We start from the raw sequence: 14,267 nt of genomic DNA on the forward strand, positions 1-14,267 counted from the left end.
CCGGGCGCAGCACCTGACCGGAGTGAGATGAATCCACCCACTTCACTACTTTTGCAAGGAACCGACATGTCCATGTTTTCCGCCGTCGAGATGGCACCGCGCGACCCCATCCTGGGTCTGAACGAGCAGTTCAACGCCGACAGCAACCCCAAGAAGGTCAACCTGGGCGTGGGCGTGTATTTCGACGACAACGGCAAGCTGCCCCTGCTGCAGTGCGTACAGGCCGCCGAAAAGGCCATGATGGACAAGCCCACGGCCCGTGGTTACCTGCCCATCGACGGCATTGCCGCCTATGACGCCGCCGTCAAGGGCCTGGTCTTCGGCGCCGACAGCGAACCCGTCAAGAGCGGCCGCGTCGCCACCGTGCAGGGCATCGGCGGCACCGGCGGCCTGAAGATCGGGGCCGACTTCCTGAAAAAGCTGAATCCCACGGCCAAGGTGTTGATCTCAGACCCGAGCTGGGAAAACCACCGCGCCCTGTTCACCAGCGCCGGCTTCACCGTCGAGAGCTACCGTTATTACGACGCCGCCAAACGCGGCGTGGACTTCGCCGGCATGCTGGCCGACATCCAGGCAGCCCCGGCCGGCACCATCATCCTGCTGCACGCCTGCTGCCACAACCCCACCGGCTACGACATCAGCGCCGCCCAGTGGGATCAGGTGATCGCCGCCATCAAGGCCAAGGGCCTGGTGTCCTTCCTCGACATGGCCTACCAGGGCTTCGGCAACGGCATCACCGAAGACGGCGCCGTGATCGGCAAGTTCGTGGCCGCCGGCCTGGACTTCTTCGTCTCCACCAGCTTCTCCAAGAGCTTCAGCCTCTACGGCGAGCGCGTGGGCGCCCTGTCCGTGCTGTGCGCCAGCAAGGAAGAAGCCGACCGCGTGCTGAGCCAGCTCAAGATCGTGATCCGCACCAACTACAGCAACCCGCCCACCCATGGCGGCGCCGTGGTGGCCGCCGTGCTGAACAGCCCCGAACTGCGCGCCCTGTGGGAGAAGGAGCTGGGCGAGATGCGCGTGCGCATCAAGGCCATGCGCCAGAAGCTGGTCGACGGCCTGAAGGCCGCCGGCGTCAAGCAGGACATGGGCTTCATCACCAGCCAGATCGGCATGTTCAGCTACTCGGGCCTGTCCAAGGACCAGATGGTGCGCCTGCGCAGCGAGTTCGGCATCTACGGCACCGACACCGGACGCATGTGCGTGGCTGCGCTCAACAGCAAGAACATCGACTACGTCTGCCAGGCGATTGCCAAGGTGGCATGAGCCCCGGGCTGAGGCCTGCGATGAAAAGCCGCCCAAGGGCGGCTTTTCATCGCAGTGCCTAAAACTCGAACTTCAATCGGAACGCTGTACAGAACTGCGGGCTGCCGCAGAGGGCGAGTGTCAGCGTATGCCGCGCCGGCCCCGGCTCGCCCGGCCGGCTGCTGAAACGGTGTTGCGCCTCGTCATACACGAGGGTCTCCGGTACGCTCCAGTCCTGCTGTGCCTCCAGCAGGTAGTCCCATTCACCCCCCTCCTCCAGCGGCGCACGCTGGCCGGGAAAGTTCGCGAAGGCCCAGTCCAGCACCAAGGCGATCTCGGCCTGCTGGGCCGCCAGGCGCGCGGCCGGCACCGAGGCCATGGCCTCGAAGCTGCCGTGGCCATGCGCGTCTTCGCTGCTGTCGAAGTCCAGGTACTGCATCGTCATGCCATGCCCAGCAGGTCGCGCAGATAGGGCAAGGCGAACTCGGCGGCCCGCTCGCCTTCGGCGATGGTGCCGGCCGCCAGGTGGTAGTCCATGGCGGCCACCTCATCGAGCCGGGGGCGGATCACCACATCGGCCGGCTCGCCGGCCAGGCGGCTTTGCGTGATGCGCATCTGCATGATGTTGAGGCTGGTGGTCAGCACGTCCAGCATGGAGGGCATGGGCAGGTCACGCTCCCTGGCGCTCTTGCCGCCGGCCGCCTTGGTGGGGCGCAAACGGGTCACGATGGCCTGCAAGAGGCCTCCGCTGCCGGCCTTCACGGCGGCCTCGGCGTCGTCCGCCCCTTCCCGGCTGTGAACAGCCACGCGCTTGCGGCGCAGCATCATGTCCCAATTGAGGTCCACGGCGATCACGATGTCGGCCCCCATGGCACGGCACAGCGAGACCGGCACCGGGTTGACCAGGCCGCCATCCACCAGCAGCCGCCCCTCATGCTCGGCGGGCGTGAACAGGCCCGGCAAGGCGATGGAGGCGCGCACGGCGTCGAGCACCGACCCCTCGCGCAACCAGATCTCGCGACCGGTGGAGAGCTCGGTGGCCACGCAGGCATAGGGCTTGTGCAAGCCTGCGATGCCCCGGTCTTCATAACGGGTGCGGAAAAAGTCCCGCAGCTTGCCGCCTTCGATCAGGCCGCCCCCGAGTTTGAAGTCCATCAGCCCGAGCACGGACTTCCAGCGCAGGCCCTGGACCCAGGGCTCGAAACGGTCGAGCTCACCGGCGGCATAGACCGCGCCGACCAGCGCGCCGATGGAGGTGCCGCAGACGATGTCGGGCACGATGCCGGCGCGCTCCAGCACGCGGATGACGCCGATGTGCGACCACCCGCGCGCCGAACCGCTGCCCAGGGCCAGGCCGATGCGCAGCGGCTTCTTCACGCCCGGGCTTCCCATCCCTCAGTCCTGCCCCTCTTCCCCGCTGGCCGGCGCGCGGGCCTTGCGGTGGCCGTTTTTCGCCAGCAGTTCCACGTAAACAGCAACAGCGCCTTCCTTGGCGGCTGTGTCGATCTGTTCGATGAGGTTGCCGAAATGCAGGGGCACGGCGGTCTCGGCATTCAGGCCGAACCTGCAGTCGAAGTCCCAGAAATCGACGCCTTCGGGCAGCGCCACGCGTCGCTGCCGTTTGATGTATTTGCGGATGTCGTGCTTGACGGCGTCGAGCACGCGGTCAGGGTGTTTGCCCTCGATATGGAGCGGATAGGTTTTGCGCACGATGGGCCTTGGTAGATTCGCGGGGGCTTGATTATCGTCGCCCCATGCTTGCCCTGACAGCGTAGCGCTTAAACTGGACTCCCGTTCCCGAAGCTGTTCATGCCATTTACCTCCCTGGGCCTGTCGCCCGCCCTGCTGCGCGCCCTCAGCGCCCGCGCCTACACTGCCCCCACCCCCATCCAGGCCGCGGCCATTCCCGCCGTGCTGCAGGGCCGCGACGTGCTGGGCTCGGCGCAGACCGGCTCGGGCAAGACCCTGGCCTTTGCGCTGCCCCTGCTGCAGCGCCTGGCGCAGACCCCGGCGCCCAAGCCCCGGTGCGCCCGCGCGCTGGTACTGGCGCCCACGCGCGAACTGGCCGCCCAGGTCGGCGAAGAGTTTCGCGGCCTGGCCCAGCACCTGGATACGCCGCTCAAGGTAAGCGTGGTGTTTGGCGGTGTGTCCATCAACCCCCAGATGATGGGCCTGCGCGGTGGCACCGACATCGTGGTGGCCACCCCGGGCCGCCTGCTGGACCTGGTGGACCACAACGCCCTCACGCTGGAGGGCGTGCAGACTCTGGTGCTCGATGAAGCCGACCGTCTGCTGGACCTGGGCTTTGCCGAGGAACTGGCACGCATCCAGTCACTGCTGCCGCGCCAGCGCCAGAACCTCTTCTTCTCGGCCACCTTGGCGCCCGCCGTGCAGACGCTGGCGCAGGCCCTGCTGCGGGACCCGCTGCGCATCGATGTGCTGCCCGCGCCGCAGGACCACCCCGACATCGCACAGCGCGCCATCGCCGTCGATGCGAACCGGCGCACCCAGCTGCTGCGCCAGCTGATCGTGCAGGAAGGCTGGTCCCGCGTGCTGGTCTTCGTGGCCACCAAACACGCCGCCGAGATCGTCGCCGACAAGCTGCGCAAGGCCGACTTCGATGCCGAGCCCTTCCACGGCGAGCTGAGCCAGGGCAAGCGCACGCAGGTGCTGGCCGATTTCAAGGCCGATCGCATCCGCGTGGTGGTGGCCACCGATGTGGCGGCGCGCGGCCTGGACATCAGCCAGCTGCCGGTGGTGGTGAACTACGACCTGCCGCGCTCGACCAGCGACTACACCCACCGCATCGGCCGCACCGGCCGCGCGGGTGAAAGCGGGCTGGCGCTGAGCCTGGTCAGCGCCGGCACCGAGGCGCATATGCGCCTGATCGAAAAGCGCCAGGGCCTGCAGCTGCCGCGCGAAGTGCTCGCCGGTTTCGAGCCGGTGGAAACCGCCACGGTGACCGAGACCACGGGCGGCATCAAGGGCAAGCGCCCGAGCAAGAAAGACAAGCTGCGCGCCGCCGCCGCACGTGGTCTCTGAGCCCACCGAAACACCGCCCATGCCCGATTTCTCGACCCTGCTGTTTGCCGAACCGGTGATCACCGCCGCCTATGTGGTCTTCGGCCTGGTGGGCTTCGGCTCCACCCTGGTCAGCGCGCCGCTGCTGGCCCATCTGCTGCCGGTGTCCACCGTGGTGCCCGCGCTGGCGCTGACGGACATGGTGGCCTCCTGGTCCAACGGCTGGCGCCTGAGCGAGCATGTGGCCCGGCGCGAGCTCTGGCGCCTGGTGCCCTGGCTGCTGGCCGGCAGTGCGTTGGGGGCCTGGCTGCTCTTCACGCTGCCCGTGACGCTGCTGATGCCCTTGCTGGGCGCGTTCGTGGTGCTGTACGCGCTCAACGGCCTGCGGCCGCGGAAAGTGCCCAAGACCCGGCTCTCGCCGCGCTGGGCGGGGTGGTACGGCGGCATGGGTGGCGTCTTCAGCGCGCTCTTCGGCGCAGGCGGCTGGGTCTATTCGCTCTACCTGCTGCGCCGGCTGGACGACGTGCAGCAGATCCGCGCCACGCAGACCGCGGTGCTCATGGTCAGTTCGGTGGTGCGCGTGGCGCTGTTCCTGCTCGCCGGTCGCCTGCTGAACCCGGGGCTGCTGTGGCTGGTGCTGTGCCTGCTGCCGGCCGTGGCCCTGGGCCTCTACATCGGCCATCGCATCAGCCTGCGCCTGGACAAGCAGCGTTTCCTGCAACTGCTGCACGGCGTACTGCTGCTCACCGGCAGCAGCCTGGTGCTGCGCGCCCTGCTCTGAACACCCGGATCGACATCCTGCCCCTCGGTCACGGAGCCCCGTCAAAGCGGCAGCGCGGTCTTGTAGCGCACCTGCTTGAGCGCGAAGCTCGACCGGATCTTCTCGATGTCGGCGATCGGGGTCAACTGATCGAGAATGAAACGTTCAAGTGCCGCGATGTCGGCCACGACCACGCGGATCAGGTAGTCGGAATCACCGGTCATGAGGTAGCACTCCATGACCTGCGCGTGTTCCGCCACACGCGCCTCGAAGCGCATCAGCGCCTCCTTGCTTTGCGTGCGCAGGCTGATATTGATGAAAACGTTGAGGCCCAGGCCCAGCTGCGACGCGTCGGCGAGGGCCACGTATTGACGGATCACGCCGCTTTTTTCGAGGGCGCGGACACGGGCCAGGCAAGGCGAGGGCGACAGACTGACGCGGCGGGCCAACTCCACGTTGGACAAAGAGGCGTCTTGTTGCAGTTCGCGCAGGATGCGCAGATCTATTTTGTCCATCATTGTCTGTTTTCCTCAATTATTTCAGAATTTTCTGCTGTCATGCGTCATCATCGCAGAACAAATAGGCAGCAAATTCTGGGCACATCTCCCTATATTCATGGGTGTGAACATGATCAATGAATTCCTGGACCTGGACGTCGACCCGACCGAAACCACCGAATGGCGCGAAGCCTTCGCCGCGCTGGTGGCGCATGCCGGCCCCGCGCGCGCGCGCTTCATGCTCGACGAGCTCGTGCGGCTGGCGCGCAGCCGTCAGATCGACTGGCGGCCCGATCTCAACACGCCTTACATCAACAGCATTCCGGCCCACGCGCAGCCGCCCTTTCCCGGCGACCTCGCGATCGAGGAGCGCCTGGCCTCGCTGATGCGCTGGAACGCGCTGGCCATGGTGGTGCGCGCCAACAAGGCCTATGGCGAACTGGGTGGGCACATCGCCAGTTACGCCAGCGCCGCCGACCTGTTCGAGGTCGGGTTCAACCACTTCTTCCATGCCCGCAGCGGGCCGCACCGGGCTGCCCCGGGCGGTGAAGGCCCCTCAGGGGAAGGTGGAGGGCAAGATGCGCACCGCGGCGACCTGGTGTTCTTCCAGCCGCACAGCGCGCCGGGCGTGTACGCGCGCGCCTTCCTCGAAGGCCGCCTCAGCGAGGCCGACCTGCTGCACTACCGCCAGGAGCTCACCGCGCCCGAGCACGGCGCGCGCGGCCTGAGCAGCTACCCGCATCCCTGGCTCATGCCAGACTTCTGGCAGTTCCCCACCGGCTCCATGGGCCTGGGGCCCATCAGCTCCATCTACCACGCGCGCTTCATGCGCTACCTGACGCACCGGCAGTTGCTTGACTGCGAGGGTCGCAAGGTCTGGGGCGTGTTCGGCGACGGCGAGATGGACGAGCCCGAGAGCATGAGCGCGCTCACGCTGGCCGCGCGCGAGCGGCTGGACAATCTGGTCTGGGTGGTCAACTGCAATCTGCAGCGCCTCGACGGTCCCGTGCGCGGCAACGGCCGCATCATCGACGAGCTGGAGCGCCTCTTCGCCGGCGCGGGCTGGAACGTCATCAAGCTGATCTGGGGCAGCGACTGGGACGGCCTGTTCGCGCGCGATCCGAGCGGCGCGCTGGCCCGCGCCTTCGCCGACACGGTGGACGGGCAGATGCAGACCTTCGCCACCAAGGACGGGCGCTACAACCGCGAGCACTTCTTCGGCCAGAACCCCGAGCTGGCCGCGCTCGCTCAGGGGCTGACGGACGACCAGATCGACCACCTCAAGCGCGGTGGCCACGACATCGTCAAGATCCATGCCGCCTACGCGGCCGCGGCCGCCCACCGCGGCCAGCCCACGGTGATCCTGTGCCACACCAAGAAGGGCTACGGCATGGGCGCGGCCGGCCAGGGCAAGATGACCACCCACAGCCAGAAGAAGCTCGACGACACGGACCTCATCGAGTACCGCAACCGCTTCCAGCTGCCCCTGAGCGACGAGCAGGCCGTCGGCCTGGCCTTTTACAAGCCGGCCGAGGACAGCGCCGAGATGCGCTACCTGCGCCAGCACCGCGAACGCCTGGGCGGCGCGCTGCCCCGGCGCGAGACGGCCTGCGACATCGTTGCCGTGCCAGCCCTGGAGCGCTACGCGGCCTTCGCGCTCAAGCCCGAGGGCAAGGAGATGAGCACCACCATGGCTTTCGTGCGCATGCTGGGCGGCCTGCTCAAGGATCCGCAGCTGGGTCCGCGCATCGTGCCCATCGTGGCCGACGAAGCGCGCACCTTCGGCATGGCCAACCTGTTCAAGCAGGTCGGCATCTACAGCAGCGTCGGCCAGCGCTACGCGCCCGAGGACATCGGCTCGGTGCTCTCCTACCGCGAGGCGCTGGACGGCCAGATCCTGGAGGAAGGCATCTCCGAGGCCGGCGCCATCGCCAGCTGGACGGCGGCCGCCACCAGTTACAGCGTGCATGGCCTGGCCATGCTGCCCTTCTACATCTACTACTCGATGTTCGGCTTCCAGCGCGTCGGCGACGCGATCTGGGCCGCCGCCGACCAGCGCGCCCGCGGCTTCCTCCTGGGCGCGACCTCGGGCCGCACCACGCTGGGTGGCGAAGGGCTGCAGCACCAGGACGGCAGCAGCCATCTGGTGGCGGCCACCATTCCCAACTGCAAGGCCTACGACCCGGCCTTCGCCGGTGAACTGGCCGTGATCCTGGACGCCGGCATGCGCGAGATGCTGGTGGAGCAGCGCGACGTGTTCTATTACGTCACGCTGATGAACGAGAACTACGCCCAGGCCGACCTGCCCGAGGGTGCGGCCGCGGGCGTGCTGCGCGGCGCCTACCGCTTCGGTCGCCAGGGCCCCGCCGATGGCGGTGCGCGCGCGGTGCTGCTGAGCTCGGGCGCCATTCTGACCGAAGCCCTGAAGGCCGCGCGGCAACTGGCTGCCGACGGCGTGGGCGTGGAGGTGATCAGCGTGACCAGCTGGAGCGAGCTGGCGCGTGACGGCCTGTCCCGTGACAACCTGTCCGAGGGCCGCGGCCACCTTCACGATCTGCTCGCGGCGACCTCGGGCCCCATCGTCGCGGCCAGCGACTATGTGCGCGCGGTGCCCGAGTCCGTGCGCTTTCTGGTGCCCGAGGGGCGCCCTTACACCACGCTGGGCACCGACGGCTTCGGACGCAGCGACACCCGCGCGGCGCTGCGGCGCCACTTCCAGGTCGACGCCGCCAGCATCGCCGCCGCGGTGAAGAAAAGCCTCGCATGAATTGCCTGACGCACGCTGCGCCCCACGCCGCACCGAAAAACCCTCCCTGCAAACCGGCCAGCCGGCTTGCCCGACTGACTGAAAACCAGTGATACTGCGCGCTCGCGCGCCTTCTCCACCCGCTCCTCCATTCCTGTCTCATGAGCCTCCACCACAAACTCCTGCAACGTGCCGCCGAACACAACCCCATCCGCATCGGCCTGATCGGCGCCGGGAAATTCGGTTCCATGTACCTGGCCCAGGTGCCCCGCATGCCCGGCGTGCATCTGGTGGGCATTGCCGATCTGTCGCCCGACACGGCCCGCGCCAATCTGGCGCGCGTGGGCTGGAAGCCCGGGCAGGCGCAGGCGGCCTCGGCCGCCGAGGCCCTGAAGAACGGCAGCACCTGGATCACGGACGACTGGCGGGCCGTGGTGAGCCACCCCCAGATCGACCTCATCGTGGAGTGCACGGGCAACCCGATCGCCGCGGTCGATCACATCCTCGAAGCCTTTGCCCAGGGCAAGCACGTGGTGAACGTCACCGTGGAAGCCGACGCCTTCTGCGGCCCCCTGCTGGCGCGCAAGGCGGCCCAGGCGGGCGTGGTGTACTCGCTCGCCTATGGGGACCAGCCGGCCATGATCTGCGACCTGGTGGACTGGGCCCGGACCTGCGGCTTCCCGGTGGTGGCGGCCGGCCGGGGCCACAAGTGGCTGCCCCACTTCTGCGAATCCACGCCCGAGACGGTCTGGGGCTACTACGGCCTCACACCCGAGCAGGCCGTGCGCGGGGGCCTCAACCCCAAGATGTTCAACAGCTTTCTCGACGGCTCCAAACCCAGCATCGAGAGCACGTCCGTCTCCAACGCCACCGGCCTGGCCGTGCCGAGCAACGGACTGCTCTACCCGCCGGCCAGCGTGGAAGACATCCCCTTCGTGACGCGGCCGCGCAGCGAGGGCGGGGTGCTCGAGAAAAAGGGGATGGTGGAAGTGATTTCCTCCCTGGAAACCGACGGCCGCCAGATTCCCTACGACATCCGCATGGGCGTGTGGGTGACGGTGGAGGCCGAAACCGAGTACATCAAGAACTGCTTCGAGGAATACAACGCCCACACCGATCCGAGCGGGCGTTATTTCACCCTCTACAAGCGCTGGCACCTGATCGGGCTGGAGGTCGGCGTGTCGGTGGCCAGCGTGGCCTTGCGCGGCGAGCCCACGGGGGTGGCCATCGGCTGGAACGCCGACGTGGTGGCCACGGCCAAGCGCGACCTGAAGCCGGGCGACCTGCTCGACGGCGAAGGCGGCTACACGGTCTGGGGCAAGCTGATGCCGGCATCGGCCTCACAGCAGCTGCGCGGCCTGCCCCTGGGCATGGCCCACAACGTGAAGGTGGTGCGCCCGGTGCAAAAAGGGCAGTCCCTGAGCTGGGACGACGTGGCCATGGACACCAGCACGCACGCCTACAAGGTGCGGCACGAGATGGAATCGATGTTCGCGCGCTGAGCGCGCGAACATCGCCCCCGTGCAGGAGCAGAAAATGGTCGTGCGTGGGAGGGCATGACGCGCCAGTTCGCCCAGCTGCGGAAAACCGCCGAAATCGTGGAGGGTGCGCGGTTTGTCCATGCCCGTGAGCCATCAGCCGCCTGTAAGCCAGTGCACCGAAATGCAGAGGATGAGCCGCGGCGGTGCTGGGCATGGAGATTCCAGTCAGAAGGCTGGCGCCACGGCCCAAGACCGTGGCAAGAACGAGACGCCGCTGCATGGATCGATTGGCGCCTTGGCGGCCATCAGGGGCCAGGTCTAGGTGCAATTACCCAGACCGGGCGGCCGCACAACTGCTATATTGCACTGCAGCAATCCGCTGAAAGCGAGAGTCTCTCATGCTGTACCAGCTTTATGAAACCCAGCGCTCCCTGATGGAGCCTTTTGCCGATCTGGCACAGACCACGGCCAAGGCCTTCAACAACCCGTTGTCGCCGCTGGCCCACCTTCCCCATGCCCAGCGCATGGCGGCCGGTTACGCCCTGCTGCACCGCCTGGGCAAGGACTATGAAAAGCCGGAGTTCGGCATCCGCACCGTGGGCGTGGACGGCGTCAACGTGGCCATCCACGAGCGCGTGGAACTGGACAAGCCCTTCTGCGAGTTGCGCCGCTTCAAGCGTTTCAGCGACGACCCGGCCACCCTGACCCGGCTCAAGGCCCAGCCCGTGGTGCTGATCGTGGCGCCGCTCTCGGGCCACTACGCCACGCTGCTGCGCGACACGGTGCGCACCATGCTCAAGGACCACAAGGTCTACGTCACCGACTGGAAAAACGCGCGCATGGTGCCGCTCTCCCAGGGCGAGTTCCATCTGGACGACTACGTCAACTACGTGCAGGAGTTCATCCGCCACCTCCAGCACGCATACGGCAACTGCCACGTGATGAGCGTGTGCCAGCCCACCGTGCCCGTGCTGGCCGCGGTGTCCCTGATGGCCAGCCGCGGCGAGACCACACCGCTGACCATGACCATGATGGGCGGCCCCATCGACGCTCGCAAGTCGCCCACGGCCGTCAACAACCTGGCCATGACCAAGAGCTACAGCTGGTTCGAGAACAACGTGATCTACCGCGTGCCCAGCAACTTCCCCGGCGCGGGCCGGCGCGTCTACCCCGGTTTCCTGCAGCACGCGGGTTTCGTGGCCATGAACCCGGACCACCACGCCAAGAGCCACTACGACTTTTTCGAACACCTGCTCAAGGGCGATGACACCAGCGCCGAAGCGCACCGCCAGTTCTACGACGAGTACAACGCCGTGCTCGACATGGACGCCGACTACTACCTGGAAACCATACGCACGGTGTTCCAGGACTTCAGCCTGGTGCGGGGCAGCTGGGACGTGAAGGGCATCGACGGCCAGGTCGAACGCGTGAAGCCGCAGGACATCAAGACCACCGCCCTGCTCTCCGTCGAAGGCGAGCTCGACGACATCTCCGGCTCGGGCCAGACCGAGGCCGTGCACGATATCTGCAGCGGCGTGCCGAAGACCCGCCAGCAACACCTGGAAGCCAAGGGGGCCGGCCACTACGGCATCTTCTCGGGCCGGCGCTGGCGCGACATCGTCTACCCGGCGGTCAAGGCCTTCATCCTGACCCACAACACGGCGTCCAAGGTCGGCGGCAAAAAAACCGCGAAGTCTGCAAGCTGATTTGCGGGCCGGATAATCCGGGCATGCCCGCCACCGCTGTCCAGATCCTCGCCGCCCTGCCCCAGACCCAGTGCACGCGCTGCGGCTACCCCGACTGCGCGGCTTATGCGCAGGCCATCGCGGCGGGTGAGGCGCCTATCAACCAATGCCCGCCGGGCGGCGCTGAAGGCGTGGCCCGGCTGGCCCGCCTGACAGGCCAGCCAGTGCAGCCGCTGAACCCCACGTTCGGCCTGGAATGCCCGATGACCGTGGCCGTGATCGACGAGGACTGGTGCATAGGCTGCACGCTGTGCCTCAAGGTCTGCCCCACCGACGCCATCCTGGGCGGCAACAAGCGCATGCACACCGTGATAGCACCGCACTGCACCGGCTGCGAACTGTGCATCCCGGTCTGCCCGGTGGACTGCATCGAGATGGAGAACGTCAGCGGCGAGCGCAGCGGCTGGGCCGCCTGGTCGCAGCCGCAGGCCGACACCGCGCGCCGGCGCTACACCTTCCACGTGCTGCGCCTGCAACGCGAAAAACAGGAAAACGAAGTCCGCCTCGAGGAAAAAGCCCAGGCCAAGCTGGCCGACCTGCCCGCGCACTCGCTGCACACCGACCCCGCCGTGCTGGACAGGAAACGCGCCGTGATCGAAGCCGCGCTGGCACGCGCCCGGGCCCGCCGCGAAGGCGGCGGCCAGGCCTGATCAAGCCGCCACGAGGTTCTTGTAAACGCCGCAGCCGACGTACAGATCGTCGATCTGCTGCACATAGGACATCTTGGTCTGCACCGCACCGGTGGCGGGGTTGGTGATGTCGTACTCCACCCAGCCGGGCTCGTGCTCGGCCTGCGCCACGATGGCCTCCAGCAGACCCTGGCCGTCGATGCCCGGGATGTCCTGCACCCGCGTACCCACCTTGGCCGGGTTGCCGCCGAAGGCCATATAGTGACCGGCACGGTCCAGCGCAAAGACGTACATGTCGCGGTCGTGGAAGCCCTGCCGCTTCTCGGTCAGCCCGCGTACAAAACCCTCGCGCGTGGTCTGCTGGCGGAAAACAATCGCGCGCCGCACCAGGGCCAGGGCCTCGTCGGCCGTGCCCTGCTGCAGACGGAAAGCCTCCACCGCCTGCGCCAGCGTGGAGGCCCGCTGTTCCAGTTTTTCAGCCTGTTCGACGGCATGCTCCACCATGGCCGCATTGCGCTGGGTGATCTCGTCGAGCTGGCGGATGGCGGCCGTGATCTCGTTGAGCGAGGTGCTCTGCTCGGCGCCGGACACCGTGATGCTGGACATGCTCTCGGCTACACCGCGGATCCCCGTGACGATTTCGCCGATGCTGCTGCCGGCCGTGTGGATCTGCTCCACGCTGGTCGCCACCTGGCTGGACGAAGCGCCGATGAGCTGGCGGATCTCCTTGGCCGATTCGGCGCTGCGCTGCGCCAGGGTGCGCACCTCGGCCGCCACCACGGCAAAACCACGCCCGGCCTCGCCGGCACGCGCGGCCTCCACGGCGGCGTTGAGCGCCAGGATATTGGTCTGGAAAGCCAGGCTGTCGATCACCCCGATGATCTCGTTCATGCGTTGCGCGCTGCCCTGCACCGCCTCGACCGACTGCACGGCCTGCGCCATGCCCTGGGCACCCCGGTCGGCCACGCCGCGCACCTGGCCGGCCTGGGTGCTGGCCTGCTGCATGGTGCGCGCGTTGTCCTGCACCGTGCTGGAGAGCTCCTGCACGCTGGCCGAGGTCTGCTCCAGATTGGCGGCCTGCTGCTCGGTACGGTCCGACAGCTCGCGGTTGCCGGCGGCCAGGCTCTGGCCCGCATGGGCCACCAGGGCCGAATTGCTGCGTATGCTGGCCACCATGCCCGAGAGACTGGCCACCATGCGCTGCATGGCCTGGGCCATGGCCCCGAGCTCATCGTTCCCGCGGATCCCGGCCTTCTCGCGCAGATTGCCCTGCGCCGTCTGCTCCATGAAATGCATGACCCGGCGCAGATCGGCCATGAAGCTGAAATAGAAAGCCAGCATCAGATAAACCAGCAGGGCCAGTGCGAAGGCGCCTGCCAGCGCGCCGACCCACTCCACCGCTGCATAGGCCAGCAACATGACGCCCACGAGCAGGGCCAGCTTGCCCGCCAGGGGCAGACGGCGCATGAGCCATGCGCCGGGGCCTAAGATGGATCGGACGAATGCCATGACGTATGTGATCCCCTGTGGTGGGCACTGCTCTGCTCAGTTCCAGATCGGCATGATTGACCGGAACTGAAGTCTCCTCCGCACAATCCAGTATAGGAATGAGCCCTGCATGAACCTTACGGGGTTTGCCCGCATCAGGCCAGGGCCGTGATCACCTCGGGCGGCGCCTGCACCAGCTCGATCAGCACCCCCTCGCCCGCTATCGGGAACTCCTCGTTCGACTTCGGGTGCAGGAAACAGATGTCGTAACCGGCCGCACCCTTGCGTATTCCGCCGGGCGCAAATCGCACACCTTGTGCGCTCAGCCATGCCACGGCCTTGGGCAGGTCGTCGATCCACAGGCCCACGTGGTTGAGCGGTGTGGTGTGCACAGCCGGTTTCTTCTCGGGATCAAGCGGCTGCATCAGGTCGACCTCGACCTTGTAAGGCCCGGAGCCCATGGCACAGATATCCTCGTCCACGTTCTCACGTTCACTCTTGAATGTGCCGGTGACTTGCAAGCCCAGCATCTCGACCCAGAGCTTTTTCAAACGGGTCTTGTCAGGCCCGCCGATGGCGATCTGCTGGATCCCCAGCACCTTGAAAGGCCTGTCCTGAGCTTGTCGAAGGGGGCGCACTTGACTCATCTGGAACTCCA

Annotated in this window: 13 protein-coding genes and 1 pseudogene; 7 read left to right on the top strand and 7 right to left on the bottom strand. The window is 67.2% G+C overall.

What is annotated here, in order from left to right; genetic code table 11:
• Positions 1-66: 66 nt before the first annotated feature.
• Complete coding sequence (locus ACYVH8_RS05370) at positions 67-1,263, top strand: amino acid aminotransferase (RefSeq protein ID WP_460487854.1); 1,197 nt, start codon at positions 67-69, stop codon at positions 1,261-1,263.
• 58 nt (positions 1,264-1,321) lie between these two features.
• Here the strand turns inward: ACYVH8_RS05370 and ACYVH8_RS05375 are convergent, their stop codons facing one another.
• From ACYVH8_RS05375 to ACYVH8_RS05385, 3 genes are read right to left on the bottom strand one after another with little or no spacing between them, the layout of a single operon-like run.
• Complete coding sequence (locus tag ACYVH8_RS05375; RefSeq protein WP_460487855.1) at positions 1,322-1,687, bottom strand: hypothetical protein; 366 nt, start codon at positions 1,685-1,687, stop codon at positions 1,322-1,324.
• A complete protein-coding gene (locus tag ACYVH8_RS05380) occupies positions 1,684-2,634 on the bottom strand; it encodes a patatin-like phospholipase family protein (RefSeq protein ID WP_460487856.1) in 951 nt (316 codons plus the stop codon). The genes ACYVH8_RS05375 and ACYVH8_RS05380 overlap by 4 nt, the downstream gene beginning before the upstream one ends.
• Before the next feature lie 3 nt (positions 2,635-2,637).
• Positions 2,638-2,952: a DUF6172 family protein gene (locus ACYVH8_RS05385; RefSeq protein WP_460487857.1), complete on the bottom strand. Its 315-nt coding sequence runs from the start codon at positions 2,950-2,952 to the stop codon at positions 2,638-2,640.
• Between the two features lie 99 nt (positions 2,953-3,051).
• Between ACYVH8_RS05385 and ACYVH8_RS05390 the strand changes: the two genes are divergently transcribed.
• Together ACYVH8_RS05390 and ACYVH8_RS05395 are read left to right on the top strand one after the other, a co-directional pair.
• Positions 3,052-4,284: a DEAD/DEAH box helicase gene (locus tag ACYVH8_RS05390; protein ID WP_460487858.1), complete on the top strand. Its 1,233-nt coding sequence runs from the start codon at positions 3,052-3,054 to the stop codon at positions 4,282-4,284.
• Between the two features lie 19 nt (positions 4,285-4,303).
• Positions 4,304-5,044, top strand: coding sequence for a sulfite exporter TauE/SafE family protein (locus ACYVH8_RS05395; RefSeq protein ID WP_460487859.1), 741 nt, complete (start codon positions 4,304-4,306; stop codon positions 5,042-5,044).
• A 41-nt stretch (positions 5,045-5,085) separates the two neighbouring features.
• Here the strand turns inward: ACYVH8_RS05395 and ACYVH8_RS05400 are convergent, their stop codons facing one another.
• Entirely contained in the window at positions 5,086-5,538 is a 453-nt protein-coding gene (locus tag ACYVH8_RS05400) for an Lrp/AsnC family transcriptional regulator (protein ID WP_460487987.1), read from the bottom strand.
• 112 nt (positions 5,539-5,650) lie between these two features.
• Between ACYVH8_RS05400 and mdeB the strand changes: the two genes are divergently transcribed.
• The gene (gene mdeB, locus ACYVH8_RS05405; RefSeq protein WP_460487860.1) at positions 5,651-8,287 is read left to right on the top strand and encodes an alpha-ketoglutarate dehydrogenase; all 2,637 of its coding nucleotides are present in this window, start codon (positions 5,651-5,653) and stop codon (positions 8,285-8,287) included.
• Between the two features lie 140 nt (positions 8,288-8,427).
• On the top strand, positions 8,428-9,768 hold the full coding sequence (locus tag ACYVH8_RS05410; RefSeq protein ID WP_460487861.1) for an NAD(P)H-dependent oxidoreductase: 1,341 nt from the start codon (positions 8,428-8,430) through the stop codon (positions 9,766-9,768).
• A 75-nt stretch (positions 9,769-9,843) separates the two neighbouring features.
• Here the strand turns inward: ACYVH8_RS05410 and ACYVH8_RS05415 are convergent.
• Positions 9,844-9,948 (bottom strand): annotated as a pseudogene (locus ACYVH8_RS05415) (4,5-DOPA dioxygenase extradiol); the annotation flags it as partial.
• 197 nt (positions 9,949-10,145) lie between these two features.
• On the opposite strand from ACYVH8_RS05415, the gene ACYVH8_RS05420 reads away from it, so the two are divergent.
• A complete protein-coding gene (locus ACYVH8_RS05420) occupies positions 10,146-11,453 on the top strand; it encodes a polyhydroxyalkanoate depolymerase (protein ID WP_460487862.1) in 1,308 nt (435 codons plus the stop codon).
• Between the two features lie 23 nt (positions 11,454-11,476).
• Positions 11,477-12,142 carry an electron transport complex subunit RsxB gene (rsxB, locus tag ACYVH8_RS05425; RefSeq protein ID WP_460487863.1) on the top strand — a complete coding sequence of 222 codons (666 nt, stop codon included), beginning with the start codon at positions 11,477-11,479 and terminating at the stop codon, positions 12,140-12,142.
• Here the strand turns inward: rsxB and ACYVH8_RS05430 are convergent, their stop codons facing one another.
• Both ACYVH8_RS05430 and ACYVH8_RS05435 read right to left on the bottom strand, forming a co-directional pair.
• Complete coding sequence (locus ACYVH8_RS05430; protein WP_460487864.1) at positions 12,143-13,588, bottom strand: methyl-accepting chemotaxis protein; 1,446 nt, start codon at positions 13,586-13,588, stop codon at positions 12,143-12,145.
• A 176-nt stretch (positions 13,589-13,764) separates the two neighbouring features.
• Positions 13,765-14,256 carry a VOC family protein gene (locus tag ACYVH8_RS05435; protein ID WP_460487865.1) on the bottom strand — a complete coding sequence of 164 codons (492 nt, stop codon included), beginning with the start codon at positions 14,254-14,256 and terminating at the stop codon, positions 13,765-13,767.
• Positions 14,257-14,267: the final 11 nt, after the last annotated feature.

This window comes from Curvibacter fontanus (genome assembly GCF_054780335.1).